General features: G+C 69.1%; 25 protein-coding genes. 16 read left to right on the top strand and 9 right to left on the bottom strand.

All coding sequences use genetic code 11. The features are described from left to right. Nucleotides 1–15 precede the first annotated feature (15 nt). Nucleotides 16–1,299, top strand: a complete 1,284-nt coding sequence (locus ACWD3H_RS10740; protein WP_451954777.1) for an SMI1/KNR4 family protein — start codon at nt 16–18, stop codon at nt 1,297–1,299. A gap of 163 nt (nt 1,300–1,462) precedes the next feature. Here ACWD3H_RS10740 and ACWD3H_RS10745 read toward each other — a convergent pair whose 3' ends face one another. After that, complete coding sequence (locus ACWD3H_RS10745) at nt 1,463–2,071, bottom strand: DUF3043 domain-containing protein (RefSeq protein WP_350955260.1); 609 nt, start codon at nt 2,069–2,071, stop codon at nt 1,463–1,465. Nucleotides 2,072–2,218: 147 nt separating this feature from the next. On the opposite strand from ACWD3H_RS10745, the gene ACWD3H_RS10750 reads away from it, so the two are divergent. From ACWD3H_RS10750 to ACWD3H_RS10780, 7 genes are all read left to right on the top strand, one after another. Beyond that, nucleotides 2,219–3,037: a PspA/IM30 family protein gene (locus ACWD3H_RS10750; RefSeq protein WP_451954778.1), complete on the top strand. Its 819-nt coding sequence runs from the start codon at nt 2,219–2,221 to the stop codon at nt 3,035–3,037. Beyond that, on the top strand, nt 3,034–3,312 hold the full coding sequence (pspAA, locus tag ACWD3H_RS10755) for a PspA-associated protein PspAA (protein WP_343982922.1): 279 nt from the start codon (nt 3,034–3,036) through the stop codon (nt 3,310–3,312). The genes ACWD3H_RS10750 and pspAA overlap by 4 nt, the downstream gene beginning before the upstream one ends. Nucleotides 3,313–3,321: 9 nt before the next feature. Then, entirely contained in the window at nt 3,322–4,224 is a 903-nt protein-coding gene (htpX, locus tag ACWD3H_RS10760) for a zinc metalloprotease HtpX (RefSeq protein ID WP_451954779.1), read from the top strand. Between the two features lie 62 nt (nt 4,225–4,286). Continuing rightward, nucleotides 4,287–4,862 (top strand): PspA-associated protein PspAB, encoded by a 576-nt coding sequence (gene pspAB / locus ACWD3H_RS10765; protein WP_350927840.1) that lies wholly within the window; start codon nt 4,287–4,289, stop codon nt 4,860–4,862. 214 nt (nt 4,863–5,076) lie between these two features. Then, nucleotides 5,077–7,569 (top strand): protein kinase domain-containing protein, encoded by a 2,493-nt coding sequence (locus ACWD3H_RS10770; RefSeq protein ID WP_451954780.1) that lies wholly within the window; start codon nt 5,077–5,079, stop codon nt 7,567–7,569. 1 nt (nt 7,570) lies between these two features. Then, nucleotides 7,571–8,323, top strand: a complete 753-nt coding sequence (locus ACWD3H_RS10775; protein ID WP_350927836.1) for a maleylpyruvate isomerase family mycothiol-dependent enzyme — start codon at nt 7,571–7,573, stop codon at nt 8,321–8,323. 100 nt (nt 8,324–8,423) lie between these two features. Then, nucleotides 8,424–9,137, top strand: coding sequence for an SIMPL domain-containing protein (locus ACWD3H_RS10780; RefSeq protein WP_451954781.1), 714 nt, complete (start codon nt 8,424–8,426; stop codon nt 9,135–9,137). A gap of 104 nt (nt 9,138–9,241) precedes the next feature. Here the strand turns inward: ACWD3H_RS10780 and nadA are convergent, their stop codons facing one another. Continuing rightward, the gene (gene nadA / locus ACWD3H_RS10785; protein WP_451954782.1) at nt 9,242–10,396 is read right to left on the bottom strand and encodes a quinolinate synthase NadA; all 1,155 of its coding nucleotides are present in this window, start codon (nt 10,394–10,396) and stop codon (nt 9,242–9,244) included. Between the two features lie 210 nt (nt 10,397–10,606). Here nadA and ACWD3H_RS10790 point away from each other — a divergent pair, with 210 nt between their 5' ends. Together ACWD3H_RS10790 and ACWD3H_RS10795 are read left to right on the top strand one after the other, a co-directional pair. Next, nucleotides 10,607–10,960, top strand: coding sequence for a HesB/IscA family protein (locus tag ACWD3H_RS10790; protein WP_030910261.1), 354 nt, complete (start codon nt 10,607–10,609; stop codon nt 10,958–10,960). 159 nt (nt 10,961–11,119) lie between these two features. Then, complete coding sequence (locus ACWD3H_RS10795) at nt 11,120–12,106, top strand: carbohydrate kinase family protein (protein ID WP_451954783.1); 987 nt, start codon at nt 11,120–11,122, stop codon at nt 12,104–12,106. Between the two features lie 149 nt (nt 12,107–12,255). Here the strand turns inward: ACWD3H_RS10795 and ACWD3H_RS10800 are convergent, their stop codons facing one another. From ACWD3H_RS10800 to ACWD3H_RS10810, 3 genes are all read right to left on the bottom strand, one after another. Next, on the bottom strand, nt 12,256–12,651 hold the full coding sequence (locus tag ACWD3H_RS10800; RefSeq protein WP_350930302.1) for a CBS domain-containing protein: 396 nt from the start codon (nt 12,649–12,651) through the stop codon (nt 12,256–12,258). 88 nt (nt 12,652–12,739) lie between these two features. Continuing rightward, nucleotides 12,740–13,009, bottom strand: coding sequence for a sulfurtransferase TusA family protein (locus ACWD3H_RS10805; protein WP_343970174.1), 270 nt, complete (start codon nt 13,007–13,009; stop codon nt 12,740–12,742). 25 nt (nt 13,010–13,034) lie between these two features. Further along, nucleotides 13,035–14,171 carry a cysteine desulfurase family protein gene (locus ACWD3H_RS10810; protein ID WP_350930303.1) on the bottom strand — a complete coding sequence of 379 codons (1,137 nt, stop codon included), beginning with the start codon at nt 14,169–14,171 and terminating at the stop codon, nt 13,035–13,037. Between the two features lie 216 nt (nt 14,172–14,387). On the opposite strand from ACWD3H_RS10810, the gene ctaC reads away from it, so the two are divergent. The 4 genes from ctaC to ACWD3H_RS10830 all read left to right on the top strand — a co-directional run bounded on the left by ctaC (nt 14,388) and on the right by ACWD3H_RS10830 (nt 18,572). Next, entirely contained in the window at nt 14,388–15,137 is a 750-nt protein-coding gene (ctaC, locus tag ACWD3H_RS10815; RefSeq protein ID WP_355549620.1) for an aa3-type cytochrome oxidase subunit II, read from the top strand. Then, nucleotides 15,134–16,795, top strand: a complete 1,662-nt coding sequence (gene ctaD / locus ACWD3H_RS10820; protein WP_451954784.1) for an aa3-type cytochrome oxidase subunit I — start codon at nt 15,134–15,136, stop codon at nt 16,793–16,795. The genes ctaC and ctaD overlap by 4 nt, the downstream gene beginning before the upstream one ends. Beyond that, nucleotides 16,792–17,187, top strand: a complete 396-nt coding sequence (locus ACWD3H_RS10825) for a cytochrome c oxidase subunit 4 (protein ID WP_350930306.1) — start codon at nt 16,792–16,794, stop codon at nt 17,185–17,187. Before ctaD ends, ACWD3H_RS10825 begins: the two co-directional genes overlap by 4 nt. A 155-nt stretch (nt 17,188–17,342) precedes the next feature. Then, the gene (locus ACWD3H_RS10830; RefSeq protein WP_355549625.1) at nt 17,343–18,572 is read left to right on the top strand and encodes a L,D-transpeptidase; all 1,230 of its coding nucleotides are present in this window, start codon (nt 17,343–17,345) and stop codon (nt 18,570–18,572) included. Nucleotides 18,573–18,749: 177 nt separating this feature from the next. Here ACWD3H_RS10830 and qcrB read toward each other — a convergent pair whose 3' ends face one another. The 4 genes from qcrB to ctaE are packed head-to-tail and all read right to left on the bottom strand — an operon-like array spanning nt 18,750 to nt 22,987. After that, a complete protein-coding gene (qcrB, locus tag ACWD3H_RS10835) occupies nt 18,750–20,396 on the bottom strand; it encodes a cytochrome bc1 complex cytochrome b subunit (RefSeq protein ID WP_451954785.1) in 1,647 nt (548 codons plus the stop codon). After that, nucleotides 20,393–21,517 (bottom strand): cytochrome bc1 complex Rieske iron-sulfur subunit, encoded by a 1,125-nt coding sequence (qcrA, locus tag ACWD3H_RS10840; RefSeq protein ID WP_451954786.1) that lies wholly within the window; start codon nt 21,515–21,517, stop codon nt 20,393–20,395. The genes qcrB and qcrA overlap by 4 nt, the downstream gene beginning before the upstream one ends. Continuing rightward, on the bottom strand, nt 21,514–22,353 hold the full coding sequence (gene qcrC, locus ACWD3H_RS10845) for a cytochrome bc1 complex diheme cytochrome c subunit (protein WP_451954787.1): 840 nt from the start codon (nt 22,351–22,353) through the stop codon (nt 21,514–21,516). Before qcrC ends, qcrA begins: the two co-directional genes overlap by 4 nt. A 16-nt stretch (nt 22,354–22,369) precedes the next feature. Then, complete coding sequence (ctaE, locus tag ACWD3H_RS10850; RefSeq protein ID WP_350930311.1) at nt 22,370–22,987, bottom strand: aa3-type cytochrome oxidase subunit III; 618 nt, start codon at nt 22,985–22,987, stop codon at nt 22,370–22,372. A gap of 195 nt (nt 22,988–23,182) precedes the next feature. Between ctaE and ACWD3H_RS10855 the strand changes: the two genes are divergently transcribed. Together ACWD3H_RS10855 and trpD are read left to right on the top strand one after the other, a co-directional pair. After that, nucleotides 23,183–23,581 carry a DNA-binding transcriptional response regulator gene (locus ACWD3H_RS10855; protein ID WP_350930325.1) on the top strand — a complete coding sequence of 133 codons (399 nt, stop codon included), beginning with the start codon at nt 23,183–23,185 and terminating at the stop codon, nt 23,579–23,581. A gap of 18 nt (nt 23,582–23,599) precedes the next feature. Beyond that, nucleotides 23,600–24,646, top strand: a complete 1,047-nt coding sequence (gene trpD, locus ACWD3H_RS10860) for an anthranilate phosphoribosyltransferase (protein WP_451954788.1) — start codon at nt 23,600–23,602, stop codon at nt 24,644–24,646. Nucleotides 24,647–24,791 lie beyond the last annotated feature (145 nt).

Consider the following 24,791-nt stretch of genomic DNA (forward strand, 5'->3'; position numbering starts at 1 on the left):
GATACCCTGCCGGGCGTGTTGCGGTTGATCACTTCGCGGAGGGTATGGCTGGCGCTGGCCGCCGGGGCGCTGGCGGCGGTCGTCGTTGTGGTCGTCCGCCGGGGGCGGAGACCGGAGGACGGCCCCCGGGGCGACTCCCCGGTCAAGGGGGCGATCGGCTCACCGGCAAAGGAGACGGCCTCCGGAACCGGGCACGCGCCGCGCTGGCCTCCCGCGCCGCTCCTCGGCGTCCCCACCGAGGAGGACCTCAGGCGGTACGCCCCCGGTCCCCCTTCCGCCTTCCGGTCCGCTGTTGAGCAGACGTTCGCGCCCCGGCCGCCGCGCGAGCCACTGGACGGGGCCGTCCGGAGCCGCCTGGTCCGCTGGGGCGCCGTCGGGGTCGGGCTGTGCCTGCTCGCCTTCGGCACCCAGGTCCTGGAGAACGTGGTCTTCTCGGAGAGGACGCGGACCGTCGAGGGAATCGCCCTGTGGAGCCCGCCGGATGCGAAGGACGGATGCGGGCCGAGGACGGGGCAGGCGCTGGAGCCGGAGATCCGCTACTCGGCGGAGGAGGGGCCGATGATCCGGGCCACCGGTCCGTGCCTGGTCGACGTCGTGGTCGTTCCGGACTCCGTCGCGGCCGACCCCGCCCCGCCGCCGGCCGAGTCCCCCGCGGCGGTTCCCGACGCGGACTGCCGGCCGCAGGTGAGGGTCCCGAGGGTGCGGGCGATCGACCCCGGGGTGACCAGGGCGGTGAACCACCAGTGGCGCCGCATCGAGAGGTGGCTGGCGGCCAACGCCCCCGAGAGCCTTCGCACGCTGGGCAGGCCCGCCAGGGCCCGTACGATCGCCGTCGCCGAGGCGCAGATGGGCCTGCGTTTCCCCGACGACCTGCGTGCCTCCCTGCTACGGCACGACGGGGCCCGCGTCGTGGGCGACACCTGGCCGTTCGGCTTCATCGGTAACCGGAACCAGGGGGTTCGCGGGATCCGCGACACCTGGCGGCGGCTCTGCGGGACGGACGGGGAGGACATCGGCGCGACCGGCATCGGCTCGCGGGCGGAATGGTGGGACGGGCGGATGATCCCGTTCGGCGCCAACGGAAGCGGCGACCACCTGGTGATCGACTCCGTGGCGCGCGACGTCGGGCGTACCGATCACGAGGGCCAGATGAGCTTTACCCCCGGCGGCATCCGGATCCGCTCGTACTACGGTCTGCTGAAGGCGACCGCGAACGCCCTGGAGACCGGCGGATCCGTCGGCCACTGGAAGCCGGTGGTGACCGACGGCGAGCTGGACTGGGACGTCGTCGAGTCGTGATCACGGCAGGCCGGGGCGTCGCCGATCCCGGCTTCGGGAGGGAAGGCATGAGTGTCGCTCTCGCCCGCGAGCACGGGCAGGGACTTCTTGCCGCCGGGGCGGGACACGAAGAACCCCGTCCCTCCGGGGGAGGAACGGGGTTCGAAAGCCGGTGTGCCGCGAACTACTTCTTCGGCGGGACCGGCCTGCCGCCGGGCAGGACGGTGGGCGGGGGGAAGCGCAGCTTGCGGATCTGCAGCGCGCGCATGGCGGCGTAGAAGCCGACACCCTTGAGGCTCTCGCCGGGGAACTTCTCGGCGGCGAGCTTCTTCACCTTCCAGGACACCCAGATCGAGGTGAGCAGCACGCCAACCATCATGATCGGCCAGCCGATCGTGATCACCGCGACGTAGACGTAACCGCGGACGTCGGTCGGGAAGGGGATCCAGGTGAGCAGCAGGATCAGCAGGGAGAACGGCAGGAAGTACTGGCTCACGACGCGGCGGGAGTCGACCCAGTCGCGCGCGAACTTCCTGACAGGCCCCTTGTCGCGGGCGGGGTAGTAGCGTTCGTCGCCGCGTAGCATCCCCTCGCGCGCCTTGGCGCGGTCGTTCGCCTGGCGCTCGCGGAGCTGCTTGTAGGCCTCTTTACGGTTGTTGGGGGCGTTCACCGGCTGCCGGCGACGGCCTTCGGCGTCCCGTCGCTTGGGTGTGGGACGCCCCTTGCCCGCAGGCTTAGGATCGTTAGCGGAGGCGGGGGAGTCGTCCGCGGTGGTCTGGGTACGTCGGAACACAACGTCAGCCTACCGGGAGTGCAACTTAGTGACGCCCCCGCGCGTTATGCGTAGGGTGAACCCTATGGTGGCTCCGGTGCTTTTCGGGGGGCTGGAATCACTTGGGGTGACCCGAAGCGCACTTGAAGAAGGGGACGGCCGACGCGCATGAGCGTGATGAAGAGACTTTCGCTGATCTTCAGGTCCAAGGCGAACAACGCGTTGGACAAGATGGAAGATCCTCGCGAAACCCTGGACTACTCATATCAGCGCCAGCTGGAGTTGTTGCAGAAGGTACGCCGGGGCGTGGCGGATGTCGCCACCTCGCGCAAGCGCGTGGAGCTTCAGATCAACCAGATCGAGGCGCAGGCGCGCAAGCTTGAGGAGCAGGGCCGCAAGGCGCTCGGGGTCGGTCGCGAGGACCTGGCCCGCGAGGCGCTGACCCGCCGCGGCAGCCTGCAGACCCAGATCGCGGACCTTCGCGTGCAGCACGACAACCTGCAGGCCGAGGAGGAGAAGCTCACCACGGCCTCCCACCGGCTGCAGGCCAAGGTCGACTCCTTCCGCACCAGGAAGGAGACGATCAAGGCGACCTACACCGCGGCCGAGGCGCAGACGCGGATCAACGAGGCCTTCTCCGGCATCTCCGAGGAGATGGGCGACGTCGGTCTGGCGATCCAGCGTGCCGAGGACAAGACGGCCTCCATGCAGGCCCGCGCGGGTGCCATCGACGAGCTGCTGGCCAGCGGCGCGCTCGACGACTTCAGCGGGCAGCGTGGCGACGACATCCAGGCCGAGCTCGACCGCATGGGCGGCGGCCACGACGTGGAGCTGGAGATCGCCCGGATGAAGGCCGAGCTCGGCCAGGGCGCCGGGCCCCAGGGCGCGATCACGCCCGGTCCCGCCCAGCAGCAGCAGCAGCCGCCGCAGCAACACCCGCAGTCCAACCAGACGCAGCAGCTGCGCCAGCCTGGGGAGGGCCTGTGATCGTCCGCATCATGGGGGAGGGGCAGATCGACATCGCCCCCGCCGATCTCGACGTGCTCAACACCCTGGACGCCGAGCTGGAGGCCGCCATCGAGGCGGGCGAGGAAGAGGTCTTCCGTACCCGGTTGCACGCCCTGCTGGACAAGGTCCGCCATGTCGGCAAGGCGCTGCCCGACGACAGCCTGGAGTCCTCGGAGCTGATTTTGCCCCCGGCTGACGCTTCCATGGAAGAAGTTCGGGAGATGCTCGGCAACGAGGGCCTGATTCCCGGATAGCCTGGGCATATGGTACAAACCCGGTTCGCCCCGGACCGGGGCCTGACCAGGCGCATGGTGATCACCATGTTCCTGCTCGGATTGCTTTATGTCGTCTTCGTGGCCGTACTGATCGCGTTGGGCGTTCGTGCGGTCGCGGTACTGCTCATCGCCGGCGTCATGCTCCTCGTGCAGTACTTCATGTCCGACCGCATCGCGCTGTTCGCGATGCACGGACGTGTCGTGTCCCCGCAGGAGGCGCCGGAGCTGCACGGCATGATCGACCGGTTGTGCGCTCTGGCCGACATGCCCAAGCCGCGGGTGGCGATCGCCGATTCGGATGTTCCGAACGCGTTCGCCACCGGCCGCAACCAGAAGAACTCCGTGGTCTGCGTGACCACGGGGTTGCTGCGCCGGCTCGACACCGGTGAGCTGGAGGGCGTGCTGGCCCATGAGATGTCCCACGTGGCGCACCGGGACGTCGCGGTCATGACGATCGCGTCCTTCCTCGGCATAGTCGCCGGGCTCATGACCAGGGTCGCGCTCTACAGCGGCCTGGGACGCGGGCGCGACGACCGGGGCGGACTGCCGATCGGCCTGATCATCATGCTCGTCTCGGTCCTGGTGTACGCGGTCAGTTTCCTGCTCACCCGGGCCCTGTCGCGCTACCGGGAGCTGGCCGCCGACCGCGCGGGAGCGCTGCTCACCCAGCGCCCGTCGGCCCTGTCCAGCGCCCTCGTCAAGATCAGTGGCGAGATGGCGCGCATCCCGACGAGGGACCTGCGCGAGGCTGAGCCGTTCAACGCCTTCTTCTTCGCGCCGGCTCTGTCCGGCAAGGCGAGCCTGAGCGCGCTGCTGGCGACCCACCCGCCGCTGGAGCAGCGCCTTGACCAGCTCGGCAGGATCTCCGCCCAGCTCGGGCAGGGCGGGTGACAGGACTACCGGTGGGCGGCGGGAGCGCCGCTCCGTGGAAGCGGTGAAGGGGAAGAGACCGGATGCGCTGGTGGGATGCTCTGCTGGGCCGAGGTAAACCGGCCAAGGCCGACCTGGACGCGCTGTTCGCGCTGCCCTCGGCCGCGGTGACCCTGCAGGCGGCCACCGATCTGGCGCCGACCGGGCTGGGAGCGGTCTGCTTCCGCTCGGCCGAGGGCGGGGCGTTCGCCGCGCTCGAGCGTGACATCACCCAGCTGCTGGACGCCGGAGGCGGCCCTCCGGTGGAGGTGTCGAAGGACTCCTACGGCTACACATGGCTGCTGGTCCGCCGCACGCCCGACCTGCTCGGCGATCTGGTCACCGACCTGCACGCGGTCAACTCCTCCCTTGAGGCGGCGGGTTTCGGCCCCTCGCTGCTCTGCTCACTGGTCTCCTTCGCCACCCCCGACGGCCGCGGGCTCGCCATGGTCTACCTCTACAAGCAGGGCACCTTCTACCCGTTCGCCCCGCTGCCCGGACAGGCGGGGCGCCGGGACAACGCGCTGGAGCTACAGGTACGCGGTGCGATCGGCGGTGAGCTGGAGATCGAGCCGGATCTCGGCCGCTGGTTCCCCCTCTGGGGCGCGCCCGGCCTCTGAGCCGTTCTGCCGGCCGGGCGGGGCCCTGTCCGGCCCGTTCCTCCCCGAGATCGTCTCCGGCTCTCGGGCAAGGCATTCCGCCCCTTCCGGGGATTCTGAAAGGTTGTCTGGAACGCGCTATTGGGGTCCGTCCGACTTGCGGTTTGATGCACGTCCTGTGACCCTTTGCCCCCACAATGGGTCCGGAAGTTCATCACGGAAGAAGGGGGTGACCATGGCGGACCTCGCGTCCTTGCGGCCCGGGGATCCCGAGCACGTGCGGGAGTACCGGCTTACCGCCCGGCTCGGCGAGGGTGGCCAGGGAACGGTCTACCTGGGAGTCTCCCCGACCGGTGCCCGTGTCGCGGTCAAGCTGCTCCGTGCCGACCTCGCGCAGGACGAGGAGGCGATGGAGCGTTTCGTCCGTGAGGTCAGCACGACCCAGCGGGTCGCCCCCTTCTGCACCGCCGCAGTGATCGACACCGGGGTCGACCAGCATCGCCCGTACATCGTCAGCGAGTACATCGACGGCCCGACGCTCGACGCGGTCCTGGCCACCGAGGGCCCCCGGCACGGCGCGGCCCTGCACCGCCTGGCGATCGGCACGGTCACCGCGCTCGTCGCGATCCACCAGGCGGGAATCGTCCATCGCGATTTCAAGCCCTCCAACGTGCTGCTGGCCCCCGACGGCCCCCGAGTGATCGACTTCGGTATCGCCAAGGCGCTCGACCGCACCTCCACGCTGACCGCGATGGCGATCGGCACCCCCTCCTACATGACCCCCGAGCAGCTGGCGGGGGAGAACGCGGGCTCACCCGCCGACATGTTCGCCTGGGGCTGCACGATGGTCTTCGCGGCCACCGGGCAGCCGCCGTTCGGTACGGACAGCCTGCCTGCGATCTTCAACCGGATCATGAACCTGGAACCCGATCTGGGGGCGATCACCGATCCGGCGCTGCGCGACCTGGTCGGGCAGTGCCTGTCCAAGGACGCCACCCAGCGGCCCACGGCGGGCGAGGCGCTGCTGCGGCTGCTCGGCCACGCGGGCGGGCCGACCGGCGCCGCACCGCCCACCGCGCCCCGCGGCATCCTCGCCGAGGGCTCGGCGGCCGCGGCGCAGCGGACCGGCCCCGGCCCCGGCGGCTACCCCGCCGGGAGCGAGCCCGCCCCCACCGCGTACGTGCAGCGGCATCCGGGAGGCGACGACCGCGCGCAGCAGGGCTATCCCCATCACCCGGAGCCGCAGCCGTATCCCCAGCACGGGGGTCCCGGAGGGGGATACCCCGCGCAGGGCCCGCAGGGTGGCCCGGTGGGCTACCTCCAGCACTCCGAACCCCGTGGCCACACCCAGCCGTTCGAGTCCCACGGCTACACGCAGCCGTTCGAGTCCCACGGCTACACGCAGCCGTCCGAGTCCCACGGCTACACGCAGCCGTCCGAGTCCCACGGCTACGCCCAGTATCCGCAGCAGGGGCCGGGATACCCGCAGCAGGGATATCAGGGGCCTCCGGGTCCACAGCCCTACGGCGGTCCCGTGCCCCATCCCTCCCATGACGGCGCCCCGTACCAGAACCCCGGATCACCTGGATATCCGGGACAGCCCGCTCCCGCCAGGAGCGGGCGCGGGGTGTGGTTCGCGGTCGTGGGCGGCCTGCTGGCCACCGCCCTCGTGGCCGGGGGCGTCGTGCTGGCGGTGCGCGGCGGCAGCACCGAGACGCCGGGCGACCCCCAGGCGGGCGTCACCCAGAGCGGCAGCCCGCAGACCGGCGGTACGAAGGAGACGAGCCCCCCCACCTCCGCCGCGACCCCGCCCCCCAACGCGTCGACGGTGCCGCAGGCGACCAGCAGGATCAAGCTGCCCGGTAGTTCGATCACGCTCCATGAGAGCCCCCAGGACCCGATCAAGCTGAGTTCCTACAGCCTCGACTGGGAGAAGACCCTCTACGTCAGGAAGTACGGGACCAACCGGTTCGCCAAGAACGACAAGTACTTCCATTACACGCTCAACGCCGCGGGCACCCAGGCGCTGGGTACCGACCGGATCTACGACGCGCAGAACTACTCGATCGTGTCGGTCATCGACCAGCGCACCGGCGCGGCGAGCAAGATCAGGATCACCAAGGCGCCGGTCTACCCGACGCTGCCGCAGTGGTCGCCGGACGGCAAACGTGGCCTGGTGACGCTGTACGAGGCCGTGGACAACACCAGCAAGGAGTACGGCTTCGCGATCATCGATGTCGCCACGAAGAAGGCCAGGATCGTCCGGGTGAAGGAGAAGGACGCGGGCAAGTGGAGCTACTTCTGGCGGGGTGACGGCCGCGCCGTCGGCACCTGGGCGCTCACCGGCAAGACCCAGCGCATCCGCTTCTACGACCTGCAGGGCACCGTGCTGCAGACCCTGCTGGACGTGGGCACCCCGATCACCGTCGAGGGCGACGACATCTCCCCGTCGGGATCGTCACTGCTCACGTACTGCAAGGAGAGCGAGAAGGAGATCTGCATCTGGTCCACCGACTCCGACGCCCCGGCGAAGGTCCGGATCCCGTTCGAGACCGAGCGGCTCATCGGCTGGTACGACGACGAGCACATCGCGGGCTGGCGGCGCAAGGGTTCCGGCTACGAGGCCGTGGTGTTCGACTTCGAGGGGCGGTCGCAGCGGGTGCTGGCCACCACCACCAATGCCAAGGAGTACGAGAAGCAGTTCATGCGTTTCACCCGGGAGGGCTGATATGAGGGAATGGACCCACGCCGAGCATGTCTCGGCGGCCACCGCGGAGGTCGCCCGGATGGCCGATGTCCTGAGGAAACGCGACATGTCCGTTCCCGTACTGACCTGTCCTGGCTGGGACCTGGCCAGGCTCGTCACCCACACCGGTGGCATACACCGGTGGGTGGCCACCATGGTCGCCGACCTGGCCGAGCGGCGCTACGACCGCCGCGGGATGGACATGGGCCTGCCGGCCGACGCGAGCGGTTACCCCGCCTGGCTCGGTGCGGGGGCCACCTTGCTGTCCGAGGCGCTGCTGTCGCAGGATCCGCAGGCGCCGATGTGGGCCTGGGGCGGGGAGCAGCGGGTGCGGTTCTGGTCCAGGCGCATGCTCCACGAGACCCTGGTGCACCGGATGGACGCCGAGCTCGCGCTGGGCGTTCCGGTCTCGGTCGACGAGGACGTGGCGGCCGACGGGGTCGAGGAGTTCCTCGATGTCCTGCCGTACGCGCTGTGGAATCCGGGGGTGGCCGAGCTGAGGGGCGGGGGCGAGACGATCTCCCTGCAGGCCGACACCGGAGCCGGGTGGGTGATCACCCTCGACCCCGACCGCTTCCACCACCGGCGGTCCCTGCAGCCGGGGAGCGTGACCGTGCGCGCAGCCACGTCGGCGGACCTGCTCCAGGTCGTATGGGGGCGGCGCAGTGTCGACGACTACGCCGTCGAGGGCGACGCGGGGCTGCTGGGCTGGTGGCGGGAGCTCGCCCGGATCTGACCGGCGGAAGATAAATACCCGTCCCGGGATTGGGCCAAGACACGGCAGATCCCCAGGAGGGCTCGCCACCGAGGCCGCCGCCCCGTGGTGCCATGCCCCTATGATCAAGATGTCTCAGGCAGTGGTCTCGGCCACACTCGTCTCCGTGGGCCTGTTCGGTGGCACGGCGCTCGCGGACTCCGCACCCTCCACGGCGACGGTGCGGGAGGACGATCGGCCACAGATCACGATCGTGGGCGAGGGACGTCTGTCGGTCACCCCCGACGTCATGAAGCTGGACGCCGGTGTCGAGGTGGTCCGTTCCACCGCGGGAGAGGCGTTCACCGCCGCCCGCGTCGCCGCCGCCGCGCTGACGAAGGCGTTGCTGGCGGCCGGTATCGCGGCCAAGGACCTGCGGACCAACGAGCTGTCCCTGGGCCCCCAGTACAAGGACTACCCCACGATCTCCGGTTACCGGGCCGCGCAGGGGGTCGAGGCGGTGGTGCGGGACCTGGACACCGCGGACGACGTGATCGACGCGGCGGTCGCGGTCGGCGAGGCGGTCCGGCTGGACAGCGTCTCCTTCGAGGTCTCCGACAACCGCGCGCCGCTCAGGCTGGCGCGCGAGGCCGCCTTCAGGGACGCCAAGACCCGCGCCGCGCAGTACGCCAGGCTCGCGGGACGCAGGCTCGGCCGTGCGCTGGAGATCAGCGAGGAGAACGTCACCCCGCCGCGGCCGTTCTTCGCCGCCGGTGCGATCGCGGACAAGGCGTCGATCAGCCCCGGCCGCCAGGACGTGTCGGTCAGCGTCAGGGTGGTCTACGAGCTGGATTAGGCCCCGCTCACGCGGTGCTCCCCCGATCCCGGGTACGCGACAGGTTCCCGGCACGCGACGGGCCCCGGCGGGTCACCACCCACCGGGGCCCGTCCACCTCGTGGTCAGGGCAGCGCCAGCATCCTGTCCAGGGCGACCCGAGCCCAGTGGGCGGTGTCGTCGTCCACGGTGATCTGGTTGACGACCTGGCCGGCGGCGAGCGACTCCAGCGCCCACACCAGGTGCGGCAGGTCGATCCGGTTCATCGTCGAGCAGTAGCAGACGGTCCGGTCCAGGAACGTCACGTCCTTGTCGGGGAACATGGCGCCGAGCCGCTTGACCAGGTTCAGCTCGGTGCCCACCGCCCAGGAGGACCCGGCGGGAGCCGCCTCGAGCTTCTTGATGATGTACTCGGTCGAACCGACATGATCGGCCTTGGTGACGACCTCGTGCCTGCACTCGGGGTGGACCAGCACGTTGACGCCGGGGATGCGCGCGCGGACGTCGTCCACGCACTCGGCGCTGAAACGGCCGTGTACCGAGCAGTGCCCCTTCCACAGGATCATCTTGGCGCCCGCGAGCTGCTCGGCGGTCAGGCCGCCGTTCGGCCGGTGCGGGTTGTAGACGACGCAGTCGCCCGGCGACAGGCCCATCTCCAGCACCGCGGTGTTGCGGCCCAGGTGCTGGTCGGGAAGGAAGAGCACCTTCTCCCCGCGGGAGAAGGCCCACTCCAGGGCGCGCCTGGCGTTGGAGGAGGTGCAGACGGTGCCGCCGTTGCGTCCGCAGAAGGCCTTGATGTCGGCGCTGGAGTTCATGTAGGTGACGGGCACGGTACGACTGGCGATCCCGGCGTCCTCCAGCACCTCCCAGCACTCCTCGACCTGGTCGAAGGTGGCCATGTCGGCCATCGAGCACCCGGCGGCGAGGTCGGGCAGCACCACCTTCTGGGAGTCGGAGGTGAGGATGTCGGCGGACTCGGCCATGAAGTGCACGCCGCAGAAGACGATGTACTCGGCGTCGGGCCGGGCCGCGGCCTCCTTGGCGAGCTTGAACGAGTCGCCGGTCACGTCGGCGAACTGGATGACCTCGTCACGCTGGTAGTGGTGGCCCAGTACGAAGACCCTGTCGCCGAGCGCCGCCTTCGCCTTCCTGGCGCGTTCCACCAGCGCCGGGTCGGACGCGGCCGGCAGCTCGCCGGGACAGTCGACACCGCGCTCGCTGTGCGGGTCCACGCCCCTGCCCAGGACGAAGAGCGGAAGCCCGATCTCGGTGGTCGTCATGGCCACACCCCCTTATCGTCGAAGTGACGACTAATGATGACACACGCTGTTGGGGCTTTATTCCGTGGGAGGGAGTTTTGTCCGAAGGAGGAGGTGTGCGTCGTCCCAGGAATGTGTAAGGGGGGACGGGTGTTGGTAGCGTCTAAGAAGGACGTCAGAAACAGACAGCCGTTCCCGGGGAGCGGCTGACGCAGACGCGGGAGTCACCACATGTCGGTTGAGAGCAGCGAGACCACGGCGCAGGGCCTGATCCTCAGTTCCGCGGCCGCCGCGAAGGTCAAGAGCCTGCTGGAGCAGCAGGGCGAGGAGGGCCTCCAGCTGCGCGTGGCCGTGCAGCCCGGTGGCTGTTCCGGCCTGCGCTACCAGCTCTTCTTCGACGACCGTTCGATGGACGGTGACGTCGTCTCCGACTTCGACGGCGTGAGCGTGGTCACCGACCGGATGAGCGCGCCCTACCTCGTGGGTGCCACCGTCGACTTCGTCGACACGATCGAGAAGCAGGGCTTCACGATCGACAACCCGAACGCCACGGGTTCGTGCGCCTGCGGAGACTCGTTCAACTAGGAGCTCGCTCGACCGGACGAGACCGGACGAGACACCGAAGGCCCCGCGCGGTGACATTCGTCACCGCGCGGGGCCTTCGCGCGCCCACAAGGTCGCGTATTCTTGCGTGGCTCGATCGCCCACGTTCCCAGAGATGCTGACAACGAGGAGAAGAACCCCGTGCGCATCGCCGTCACCGGCTCAATCGCGACAGATCACCTGATGACCTTCCCGGGCCGCTTCGGCGACCAGCTCATCGCCGATCAGCTCCACCGGATTTCCCTGTCGTTTCTCGTGGACGACCTGCAGATCCGCCGCGGCGGCTGCGCGGCCAACATCGCCTTCGGCATGGGTTGCCTGGGTCTTCGGCCCGTCCTGGTCGGCGCGGTCGGCGCGGACTTCGCCGACTACCGCTCCTGGCTGGAGCGCCACGGCGTCGACTGCGACTCCGTCCACGTCTCGGAGCTGCACCACACCGCCCGCTTCCTGTGCACGACCGACGACGACCACAACCAGATCGCGTCGTTCTACACCGGTGCGATGGCCGAGGCCCGTCTCATCGAGCTGGGCCCGATCAGCCAGCGGCTCGGCGGCCTGGACCTGGTGCTGATCAGCCCCAACGACCCCGAGGCGATGCTCAGGCACACCGCCGAGGCGCGCCAGCGCGCGATCCCGTTCGCCGCCGACCCCTCCCAGCAGCTCGCGCGGATGCCCGGCGAGGAGATCCGCGAACTGGTCGACGGCGCCGCCTATCTGTTCGGCAACGACTACGAGAAGGGCATGATCGAGCAGAAGACCGGCTGGGCCGACGAGGAGATCCTCGACCGGGTCGGCGTCCGGGTCACCACGCTCGGCCCCAAGGGCGTCGTCATCGACCGCAAGGACGAGCCGCCGCTGCACGTCCCCCCGGCGCCCGAGCTCGGCAAGGCGGACCCCACAGGCGTGGGAGACGCCTTCAGGTCCGGTTTCCTGGCGGCGCTGGCCTGGGACCTGTCCCTGGAGCGCTGCGGCCAGGTCGGCAACCTCACCGCCACCCACGTGCTGGAGCGCGTCGGCGGCCAGGAGTACGAACTCGGCCAGCGGATCTTCCTGGAGCGCTTCGCCGACGCCTACGGCGCCGACGCCGCGGCCGAGGTGGCCGGCTTCGTGAAGTGCCACCACGCCTGAGCCGCCGCTCGGACAGCGGCCGGCCGGCGCCGGGCACCGCCGGGATCACCGGTGGCCCGGACCACCGCTGGACCGGCGGCTGAGCCACGCCCGGCTGAGATCACCCGACATCGGGCACTCAGCCGGGCGGGATGCCGTCCCGGAAGGTGTCAGGCGCTCGCGTAGACGCGGTGCACGAACTCGGCGAGCTTGTCGTCGGGCAGGTGCTTGGCCAGGTCGGCCTCGCTGATCATGCCGATGATGCGGCCGTCCTCGATCACCGGCAGCCGCCGTATCTGGTTCTGTTCCATCTTGGCCAGCGTCTCGTCGACGCTGGCGTCCGACGACACCCAGACCAGGCCGGTCGCCAGCTCACCGGCGGTGACCTTGGACGGGTCCATGCCGTGGGCCACGCACTTGACCACGATGTCGCGGTCGGTGATGATCCCCTTCAGCCGGTCGTCGCTGCCGCAGATGGGTAGCGCGCCCACGTTCATGTCGCGCATCATCTGTGCGGCCCGGTCGAGCGTCTCGTGTGCCTCCACGCACCGGACCCCGGCATTCATCAGACTCCTGGCGGTCTCGCCGCTCATATTGTCCCCCCGAACCGTTTGATGGATTTTCGGGGAGGGTCATACCCAGTTTCAGGACAAGTCAGTAGTTGCGGCGCACGTGGATGGACCAGCCGCGCTCGGGGAGCTCGTAGCTGGCCACGTGGTGGTGCGACTTCAGTCGGCACCAGGCCGGGATGTCGGTGAAGGCGGCGGGATCGTCGGCCAGGACCGCGACGATCGCGTTGAGCGGCACGTGGTTGATCTGCTCGGCCAGCATGATGATGGGAATCGGGCACTTCTTGCCCAGCGCGTCGATGGTCAGTGCCGGGCTCTGGGCCGATCCCGCCGGGTTGGCCTGGCTGGACGTCATGGAGTCTTCACTTCCCAAATGTTGATCACAGTTTAACCCCCGCCTCCTCGCGGATCCTGCGTACCGTGCCGGGCAGGACGGCGAGGAAACGGTCGACATCCGCCGCCGAGGTGCCCCTGGGCAGCGACACCCGCACGTTCCCGTGGGTGAGCACGCCCATGGCCTCCAGAACATGTGATGGACGAAGCGTACTCGCCGTGCAGGAACTGCCGGACGATACCGAGAATCCGGCCTTGTCGAGTTCGGTGAGCAGTGCCTCACCTTCCACGTAAAGACACGAAAAGGTGACGATGTGCGGCGCCCGCACGACCGGATCACCGATGACCTCGACATCGGGGACCAGCCGGGGCACCTCGCTCCTGACGCGGTCCACGAGCGCGGAGAGCCTGGCCGACTCCACGGCCGACTCGGCCACCGTGGCACGCAGCGCGGCGGCCGCCGCGACGATCGCCGGCACGTTCTCGAAACCGGGCACCCGGCGGCGCTCGCGGTCGTCCTCGGGCAGCGGGCTGCGCCACCGGGTGCCCTTGCGGACCACCAGCACGCCGACCCCCGCCGGGCCGCCCCACTTGTGCGCGCTCGCGGCCAGCACCGACCAGCCGCCGGGCAGCGGCATCCGGCCCGCGGTCTGGGCGGCGTCCACCAGCAGTGGCACCCCCGCCTCGGCGCACGCCGCCGCCACCTCGGCGACCGGCTGGACGGTCCCGACCTCGTGGTTGGCGCTCTGCAGACAGGCCAGGGCGGTGCCCTCGGCGAGAACCGCCTCGCGGAAGGCGCCGATCTCGACGGCGCCGGTGATCCCGACGCCGACCGTCTCGACCGAGCCGCCGTCGCGCTCGTGGATGCCGGCCGCGTGCAGCACGCTGGAGTGCTCCACGGCCGAGGTCACCAGGCGGCGGCCGCTCCTGCGGCGCCCGTGCAGGGTGCCGAGCACGCCCAGGTGCACCGCCTGGGTGCCCGACGAGGTGAACGAGACCTCGTCGGCTCTGGCGCCCAGGGCCTCGGCGACCTCGGTCCTCGCCTGTTCCAGTAACATCCTTGCCCGGCGAGCGGAACCGTAAAGCCTCGCGGGGTCGGCCCAGCCGACGTCGAGGGCCGCGATGAGAGCCTCCCGAGCCTGGGGGTGCAGCGGCTCAGTGGAGGCCGCGTCGAAGTACGCCACGCTCCAATCGTCGCACCACGCGCGGTGCGGGCGGGGGCTGCGCGGGGGGGCGACGGTTGTCCGCGCTAATGTGTCCCCCAGCGTGAAGCTGTGAACTACAAATCTTGAACGTGAACAAACGACCGCCCAGGAGCGACTCCTGGGCTTCATCTGTGGGGTAGGCGATCCGTGAGTCCGACCCGCCGTTCCGCACGGCGTCCGTTGGCCCGCCGCCGGGTGCCACGCGCTGCCGCTCTGGCGCTGCTGCTGGTTTCCCTGACGGCGTGCAGTGCCGAAGAATGGTCCCGAGGCGGCCTGCCCGAGGGCGTCACCAAGCAGTCCGAATCCGTCCAGAGCCTGTGGAACGGATCGTGGATCGCCGCCCTCGCCACCGGTGTGGTCGTGTGGGGTCTGATCCTCTGGTCCGTCGCCTTCCACCGTAAGAAGAAGAACTCCAAGGAGGAACTGCCGCCTCAGGTGCGGTACAACCTGCCGATCGAGATCCTTTACACGGTGGTGCCGATCATCATGGTCGGCGTGTTCTTCTTCTTCACCGCGCGGGACCAGAACTACATCAACACCCTGTCCGGCAAGCCCGACGTGACGGTCAAGGTCGAGGGCTTCCAGTGGAGCTGGCGCTTCACGACGGAGTACAACGGCAAGACCGTCCAGGTCGTGGGCCTGCCCGCGGCCGACTACACCAAGGGCCCCGAGCTGGTGCTGCCGGTCGAGAAGAACGTCGAGTTCGACCTCCACTCGCCGGACGTCATCCACTCCTTCTGGGTCCCGGCGTTCCACTTCAAGCGCGACGTGATCCCGGGCGTGAACAACAAGTTCGAGGTGCAGACGCTGAACAAGGCAGGCGTCTACGCCGGCCGCTGCGCCGAGCTCTGCGGTGTGGACCACAGCCGGATGCTCTTCTCGGTGAAGCTCGTGCCCCAGGCCGAGTTCGACCAGTACATCGCTAGCCAGGCGGGTGCCCAGTGACCGCACATAACGCAGCAGTCCCCCTTCCCCCGGCGCCGACCCGCAAGGGCTCGGTCGTCGTCAAGTGGGCGACGTCCACCGATCACAAGATCATCGGACATCTCTACCTGATCACCTCGTTCGTCTTCTTCCTGATCGGCGGCGTCATGGCGCTGATCATGCGGGCGGAGCTGGCCCAGCCGGGTCTCCAGCTGACCACGAACGAGCAGTTCAACCAGCTGTTCACCATGCACGGCACCGTCATGCTGCTGATGTTCGCGACCCCGCTGTTCGCCGGGTTCGCCAACGAGCTGATGCCGCTGCAGATCGGTGCGCCCGACGTCGCCTTCCCGCGGCTGAACATGGTCAGCTACTGGCTCTTCACCTTCGGCAGCACCATCGCCCTGTCGGGCTTCCTCACCCCGGGCGGCGCGGCCAGCTTCGGCTGGTTCGCCTACACCCCGCTGTCGAACGCGATCAGCTCCCCGGGCATCGGCGGCGACCTGTGGATCGTCGGCCTGACCATCAGCGGTCTGGGCACGATCCTCGGCTCTGTGAACTTCATCACCACGATCGTGTGCATGCGCGCGCCCGGCATGACCATGTTCCGTCTGCCGATGTTCACCTGGAACGTGCTGCTCACCTCGATCCTGGTGCTGATGGCCTTCCCGGTGCTGGCCGCCGCGCTGCTGGCGCTGGAGTCCGACCGCAAGCTCGGCACGCACATCTTCGACCCCGCCACCGGCGGGGCGCTGCTCTGGCAGCACCTGTTCTGGTTCTTCGGCCATCCCGAGGTCTACATCATCGCGCTGCCGTTCTTCGGCATCGTGACCGAGATCCTGCCCGTCTTCAGCCGCAAGCCGCTGTTCGGCTACATCGGCCTGGTGGGCGCGACCATCGCCATCGCGGGTCTGTCGATCACGGTGTGGGCGCACCACATGTTCGCCACCGGCCAGGTGCTGCTGCCGTTCTTCTCCTTCATGACGTTCCTCATCGCGGTGCCCACCGGGGTGAAGTTCTTCAACTGGATCGGCACCATGTGGCGCGGCCACCTGTCGTTCGAGTCGCCGATGCTGTTCTCGATCGGCTTCCTGGTGACCTTCCTGTTCGGCGGTCTGACCGGTGTCATCCTGGCCTCCCCGCCGCTGGACTTCCAGGTGTCCGACTCCTACTTCGTGGTGGCGCACTTCCACTACGTGGTGTTCGGCACCGTGGTGTTCGCGATGTTCGCCGGCTTCTACTTCTGGTGGCCCAAGTTCACCGGCAAGATGCTGAACGACAGGCTGGGCAAGATCCACTTCTGGACGCTGTTCGTCGGCTTCCACGCGACCTTCCTGGTCCAGCACTGGCTGGGCGCGCAGGGCTTCCCGCGCCGCTACGCCGACTACAGCCCGATCGACGGGTTCACCGACCTCAACATGGTCTCCTCGGTGGGCGCGTTCCTGCTGGGTGCCTCCACGCTGCCGTTCCTCTACAACGTGTGGAAGACCCACAAGACCGCGCCGCAGGTCACCGTGGACGATCCGTGGGGCTACGGCAACTCCCTCGAATGGGCGACGTCCTGCCCGCCGCCGAGGCACAACTTCATCTCGCTGCCTCGCATCCGGTCCGAGCGCCCGGCGTTCGACCTCAAGTACCCGCACGCACCGGCCCCCCGTGAGCTGGAGGAGGTCCGATGAAGGTCCAGGGCTGGTTGTTCATCCTCTGCGGCGTCTTCTTCGCCGCCGTGGACGTCGTCTACTGGTACTGGTCGAGGGAGCCGGTCGGCACGACGGCGATGGCCATCTCGGTGGGCTTCGCGCTCATGATCGGCTACTACCTGATGTACACGGCCCGCCGCATCGGCGATCAGCCGGAGGACGACAAGCAGGGCGAGATCAGCGACGGTGCCGGAGAGCTCGGCTTCTTCAGCCCGCACAGCTGGTGGCCGCTCTTCGTCTGCCTGGCCGTCTCGCTCGCCGGGGTCGGCCTGGTCATCGGCTGGTGGCTGTTCCTGATCGGCGTGTTCGCGATCATCATGAGCATGATCGGTTTCGTTTTCGAGTACTACCGGGGCAACTTCTCGCACTGACCCCGCGTCCCACCGCGAAAAGCGGGCCACGGAAAAACTTCCGTGGCCCGCTTTTTGGCGTTTATTTGGGGCTCAGGGTGGATGTCTTATGTGGTGGACCGCTTACTCCGGGTAATAACTGAATCAGTGGTTCAGTCCGGGACAGGGGAGTTCATGTGGGGCACGCGATCCGTGGTTCGAGCCAGGGAGCGGGACTGCTGGCCCTCGTGCTGGTGACGACCTCCTGCTCGACAAGCACCGCCGTACGCCAGGACCAGACGCCGCAGGCGTCCCAGCAGGCGGAGTCCGCCGCCGCCGTGGTCACCGTGGCACCGTTCAAGGGGGCCAGGGGAGTGCCGACGGACACTCCGGTCCTGGTCGCGGCGCAGGGCGGCACCCTGAAGTCGGTCACCGTCAGGGCCGTGAAGGGCGCCAAAGGCTCTCTGCCGGGCGTTCTCAGCGCCGACGGCACACAGTGGCGCAGTCGTGGTACGGCGGCTCCAGGAGCCTCCTACGAGGTCTCGGTGACGGCGGTCAATCCGGCGGGCGCCGTCACCCAGACGACCTCGTCCTTCTCCACGGTGAAGGGCCGCGAGACCTTCGCGATCGAGAGCTTCATGCCGGACCGGGACATGACCGGGCTGACCGTCGGCGTCGGCATGCCGGTGATGATCACCTTCGACCACCCCGTCACCGACCGCGTCTCCGTCGAGCGCAACCTGTTCGTCCGTACCTCCAGGCCGGTCCTGGGGGCGTGGCACTGGTTCGACGACCGCAACGTGCACTTCCGCCCGAAGAACTTCTGGCCCTCGGGCACCAAGGTCAGGGTGGAGGCCCGGCTGGCCGGGGTGCGCGGCGGCGCCGGCCTGTACGGCGCGGCGAACCGGACGGTCAACTTCAAGGTCGGCCGCGCGCAGATCACCCGGGGCAGCATTCCCTCCCACCACCTCACGGTGCGGCGCAACGGCAAAGTCGTCAGGGAGATCCCGATGAGCGCGGGCCAGGGCGGCGTCTGGAAGTACCACACGACCAGCGGCGTGCACCTGGCGATGTCCAGGGAGAACGTCACGGTGATGACCTCTCCGGGCATCGGGCCCGGCTCGGCCGGCTACTACCAGCTGACCGTCTACGACACGGTCCGCATCTCCAACAGCGGCGAGTACATCCACAGCGCCCCGTGGTCGGTCGGCTCCCAGGGCTACTCCAACGTCAGCCACGGCTGCGTCAACGTCAGCCCGAGCAACGCCAAGTGGTTCCTCGACAACACCCTGATCGGGGACCCGATCATCATCACCGGCTCGCCCCGCGTCCTGGAGCCCACCAACGGCTGGGGGCACTGGCAGGAGAGCTGGCGGGAATGGCTCAAGTGGAGCAGCCTCAAGCACTTCACCACCGACGACGTCTGAAGCCGCGCCCCCGCCTGACCGGAGGTGCCCGCGGAGGCCCCTGAAGGGGGCTCAGGGTGGCCTTCCGGGGGTCTGGGGTCCTCGGGCGGGGGACGTCGGGAAAAGGGTGTGGAAAGACGTCGAGGCCCGGACACCGTGCGGTGTCCGGGCCTCTCGTGTGGCGTCAGCCGTGGCGGATCAGTGGGTCAGGGACTTGTCGTCTCCACCCTGGCCGACCGCGGTGTGCTCCTCGTGGCCCTCACCGTGGCCGTGGCCGTCGTCGAGCGGGATCTTCTCGCCGCCGTAGGCCGCGCTCATCTTGGTGCGGAGCTTGCCGAGCGGGCCGCGCATCGCCCTGGACGGGATGCCGTCGTCGTCTCCACCGCCGCCTCCGGTGATGACCGGGACCGGCTCCTTGCCCCGCATGTGGGCCTCGATGGCCTCGTTGGGCGGGACGTGGACCTCGATGTACTCGCCGTGCGGCAGTCGCTTGATCACACCGGACTCCACGCCGTGGCCGATGATGGCCGCGTCGGCGCGCTGCAGGCCCAGGCAGACCCGGTAGGTGACGTAGTAGGCGAGCGCGGGACCGGCGAAGATCAGAACCCGGCCGACGTAGGTCGTCCAGTTCAGCGACACCTGGAAGAACGCGGCGATCTCGTCGTTGGCGCCGAGCAGCCACAGGACCCCGTAGAAGGTCATCGCGGAGATGCCGATCGAGGTGCGGTGCGGGTTGTTGCGGGGACGGTCCGCGACGTGGTGCTCGCGGCGGTCTCCAGTGACCCACTGCTCGATGAACGGATACAGCGCCAGTCCCGTCATGATGATGCCCATCGGCACCAGCGCCGGGATCAGCACGCTCATCGGCAGCGTGAAGCCCAGGACGTTGATCTCCCAGGCGGGCATCAGACGGAGCGAACCCTCAAGGAAGCCCATGTAGAAGTCGGGCTGCGAGCCCGCCGAGATGTCGGCCGGGGTGTAGGGACCGTACAGCCAGATCGGGTTGATCTGGGCGAAGGTGCCCAGCAGCGCGATGACGCCGAAGGTGAACATGAAGTAGGCGCCGGCCTTGACCATGAAGGCCGGGTAGAACGGCGCGCCCACCACGTTCTCGTTGCTGCGGCCCTTGCCCGGCATCTGCGTGTGCTTCTGGACCCACATCAGGATCATGTGAGCCGAGATGAGCGCCAGCAGGATGCCCGGGATGAGCAGGATGTGCAGCGAGTAGAACCGGGAGACGATGTCCACGCCGGGGTACTCGCCACCAAAGAGGAAGAAGGTGATCCAGGTGCCGACCAGCGGCAGCGAGATCGCCACACCCTCGGTGATCCGCAGACCGGCGCCGGAGAGCAGGTCGTCGGGGAGGGAGTAGCCGGTCAGTCCCGCGGCCAGGGCCAGCGTCAGCAGCAGCACGCCGATCAGCCAGTTCAGCTCGCGCGGCTTGCGGTAGGCGCCGGTGAAGAACACCCGCAGCGCGTGCACCATCATGCCGCCGATGAACAGCAGGGCGGCCCAGTGGTGCATCTGGCGCATCAGCAGGCCGCCGCGCACGTCGAAGCTGATCGCCAGCGACGACGCGTACGCCTCGGACATCATGACGCCCTGCAGCGGGCCGTACGAGCCGGTGTACTCCACGTGGCCCATGCTGGGCTTGAAGAAGAACGTCAGGAACGTGCCGGTCAGCAGCAGGACGATGAACGAGTAGAGCGCGATCTCGCCGAGCAGGAACGACCAGTGGTCGGGGAAGATCTTCCGCAGGTTCCGCCGCAGGAAGTTGCCCGCCCCGATGCGGTCGTCGATGAAGCCGCTCGCGCCCGCGATGGGCTGGGGAACGGGGGTGCTCATGATTGGGCTCCCTTCTGGGCCTCGGCCTCACGGAACTCGGCCTCGGCGTCGCCACGTTCCCAGAAGCTGGGCCCGACGGGGACGGGGAAGTCCGCCGTCGCCACCAGGTATCCCTCTTCGTCCACGGCGATCGGCAGCTGGGGAAGAGGCCGGGCCGCCGGACCGAAGATGACCTTGGCGCCGTCGGCGGCGTCGAAGGTCGACTGGTGACACGGGCACAGGATGTGATGCGTGGTCTGCTCGTACAGGGCCGCGGGGCAGCCGACGTGCGTGCAGATCTTGGAGTACGCCACGATCCCGTCGTGGGTCCAGTTCAGGTTCGTCCCGGACTTGAGCTCTTCCGGGCGGAACTTGATCAGGATCAGGGTGGCCTTGGCCAGCGCGTTCAGGTCGTGCTCGTATCCCTCGGGCACCACGGAGAGGATGCCGCCGGGGGAGTTGAAGTCGGCCGCCCGGATGGGCAAGCCGCTTCCCTCGACGAGGAGCTTGCGGTTCTTGCCGTCCTTGGTCTTCTCTCCCCAGACGGTGTGCCGCAGCTTGGCGGGGAAGTCCTTGTAGCTCGGGCCGAGGTCGCGCAGCAGGACCAGCGGGGCCAGGCCGAGCGGGGCGGCGGCCATCAGCAGGGTGCGGCGCAGCAGCGGGCGCTTGGTGATGCCGCTCTCGGCCGCGCCCTGCATGAAGGTCTCACCGACGTAGGACCGGGTCTCGGTGTCGGAGGCCATCGGGTGGCGCTCCTGGACCAGGTTGTACTTGGGCATGACCAGGCGGACCCAGGTCACCATGCCCGCGGCCAGCCCGAGCAGGGCCAGCGTGAGCGTGCCGCCCAGCGCGAGGTTGGAGACCTGCGTCTTCTCGATGTCGCCGACCTGGAAGACGACGTACGACACCACGAAGCCGATGCCGGCCAGGAAGGCGACGAGGAAGCAGAGGGCGGCGTACTTCTCGCCCTTCTTCGCGGTCGTCTCGTCCTGCGGGGTCACGCCGGGAACCTGGACGACCTCGGTCGACGGGCGCTCCTCGGTGCCGAGCAGGGAGGTGCTCGCCGCGGGCGGGGGGGTGCCGATGACGCGCCTTGGCACGCGTTCCTCCGGCTGTTCGATGCCGTGATTGTTCTCAGTCATTTGGCCTGTCGCCTCTTCGCGGTGATCCAGATGGCGGCCAGGGAGAGGAGGCTGAGTCCGACGACCCAGGCCACCAGACCCTCGGTGACCGGGCCGATGCGGCCCAGACCGGCGCCGCCCGGGTTGGGCTCCTTACGCACGCCCACGATGTAGGCGATCATGTCCCGCTTCTGCTCGGGAGTGATGATGCTGTCGTTGAACACCGGCATCGCCTGGGGGCCGGTGACCATGGCCTCGTAGATCTGCGTCGGGGTGGCCTCGTGGAGCGGCGGAGCGTACTTGCCCTGGGTCAGGGCGCCGCCCGAGCCGACGAAGTTGTGGCACTGGATGCAGTTGGCGCGGAAAAGCTCGCCGCCCTTGGCCTTGTCTCCCATGGCGGGGTCGACCTGATCCTTGCCCGGGATGGCCGGACCGCCGCCGAGCGACTGGATGTAGGCGGCGAGCTGGTCGACGGCCTCGTAGGTGCCGTCGGGGCGCTTGGTCTTGGCGACCCACGGCGGCGGGGGCTTGCGCGGTGCCTGCGCGCCGGGGTTGGCCAGGGGCATGCGGCCGCTGCTGACCTGGAAGTCCACCGAGGCGGCGCCGACGCCGATCAGGGTCGGACCCTGGGCGGTGCCCTCGGCGTTGAGCCCGTGGCAGCTGGAGCAGCTCTGCTCGAAGAGCTTCTTGCCCTCGGCCACGTCGTCGGCCCTGCCGGACGCGATGGCGGCGTCGGCCTGACTGCTGGAGGAGACCGTCAGGGCAACGGTGTAGACCCCGCCGATCAGGGCCAGGGCCAGGAGCAGGACGGCGTATCTCGCGAGGGGATGCCGCCGCCCAGCGGTGATCCTATTCACAGAGATCCCCGATTCCTTATTGAATTCCATAGATGGTTACGAAAAGGCCGATCCAGACCACGTCGACGAAGTGCCAGTAGTAGGACACGACGATCGCGCTGGTCGCCTGCTCACGGGTGAAGCGCTTCGCGGCGTACGTGCGTCCCAGCATGAAGAGGAACGCGATCAGTCCACCGGTCACGTGGAGGCCGTGAAAGCCCGTGGTCAGGTAGAACACCGAGTCGTACGCGCTGTGCGACAGGGTGTGTCCTTCGTGGACCAGCTCGTTGTACTCGTACAGCTGGCCGGCCACGAACACGGAGCCCATCAGGAAGCTGACGATGTACCAGAAACGCAGCTTGGCGACCTGGCCCTTCTCAGCCGCCCACACGCCCAGCTGGCAGGTCACACTCGACAGGACCAGGATGATCGTGTTACCCAGGGCGAAGGGGACGTTCAGGTGGGCCTCCGGCCAGGGCAGTCCCTGGCTGAGGCTCACAGACCGGATGGTGAAGTACATCGCGAACAGCGCCGCGAAGAACATGAGCTCGGAGGACAGCCAGACGATCGTCCCGACGCTGACCAGATCGGGTCTGCGGGACGAGTGTGCTGTCGTCGTCGTTGAAATTGCGGATGCTGTCGCCACGGGCAGCATTATTGCGGCTCTCCTGCTCGGGTCGCCGCACGACCCCCCGATAGGGGGTGCATACGCCCCCAAAAAGTGGACGTATGGGGCAATTTGCTCAGGTGTGGCTCCGGCCTGGGTCTCCAGGCCGGCTGACCGGTAGCATCCCAGGTGACCATACATCGACGAGGGATAGTGAGCGCGACCGTGAGCACCGACGACAAGATGAGGGTCCTCGTCTACAGCGACGACGCGAGCACCCGCGAGAAGGTGCGGCAGGCACTCGGCCGCCGCCCCGCCGCCGACGTGCCCCTCGTGGAGATCGTGGAGTGCGCCACCCACGCCAAGGTCGTCCAGCACTTCGACTCCGGTGAGATCGACGTCGCCGTGCTCGACGCCGAGGCCAAGCCCGCAGGGGGCATGGGGGTGGCACGTCAGGCCAAGGACGAGGTCCACGACTGCCCGCCGATCTGCCTGCTGATCGCCCGCCGCGACGACCGCTGGCTGGCCGAGTGGTCGCGCGCCGAGGCCGTCGTGCCGCAGCCGATCGACCCGGTCGTCCTCGCGGAGACCGTCGCCGACCTGATGCGCCGCCGCCTGTCCACTCGTCTGACCGCCCGGTAAAACCTTCTGGAGAACTGCATGGACGCGCGCACCACCTGGCCGGCGCTGTTGTCCGCCCTGCTCGCGGGCGAGCACCTGACGGCGGACGAGACCGCCTGGGCGATGAAGCAGATCATGTCCGGCTCCGCCACGCCCGCCCAGTTCGCGGGCTTCGCGGTGGCGCTGCGGGCGAAGGGCGAGACGGTCGCGGAGGTGACCGGACTGGCGCGCACGATGCTGGAACTGGCCACCCCGCTGACGGTCGAGGGCCCCGTCGTCGACGTCGTCGGCACCGGCGGTGACCGGGCGCACACCGTCAACGTCTCCACCATGGCCGCGATCGTGGCCGCCGCGGCGGGGGCCAGGGTCGTCAAGCACGGCAACCGGGCCGCCTCCTCCTCGTGCGGCGCCGCCGACGTCCTGGAACACCTGGGAATCGTGCTCGACCTGTCTCCTGCGGCCACCGCCAGGGTCGCGGTGGAGGCCGGCATCGCCTTCTGCTTCGCGCCGGTCTACCATCCGGCGTTCCGCTTCGCGGGCCCGCCGCGCAAGGAACTCGGCGTCCCCACGGTCTTCAACTTCCTGGGCCCGTTGACCAACCCGGCCAGGCCCGCCGCCCAGGCGATCGGCATCTTCGACGCGGGCATGCTCCCCGTCGTCGCGGGCGTCTTCGCCGAGCGCGGGGTCTCCGCCCTGGTCTTCCGGGGCGACGACGGGCTGGACGAGCTCACCATCGCCACGACCTCCTCGGTCTGGGTGGTGCGCGAGGGCGGCGCCGAGCAGACCGTCTTCGATCCGGTGGTCCTCGACATCCCCAGGGCGGCGCCCGACGCGTTGCGCGGCGGGGACGTGGCCTTCAACGCCAGGGCCGTGCACGACCTGGTCGGCGGCAAGACCGGCCCGGTCCGCGACGCGGTGCTGCTGAACGCCGCGGCCGCGCTGGTCGCCCTCGACGGTGCCGGCGACGACCTGAACGCCGCGATGGCCGCGGGCTACGAGCGCGCCATGCGGGCCGTCGACTCCGGTGCCGCCGGGGAGACCCTCGACCGCTGGATCGCGGTCAGCCGGTCGTCGAAGCCGTCCTGAGCCGTACCCGCCCGCGGCGCGGGGCTACAGGCCGTCGCGAACCCTCCCGGCGGTGCCGGCGAATCTCCCTGGGAGAGGAGCGGTCCCGGCACCGTCCGGACCGTCGCCGGACCGTAGCTGGGCCGTGACTTTTTCGTTATCCGCC

Source organism: Streptosporangium sp. NPDC002607, assembly GCF_053592655.1.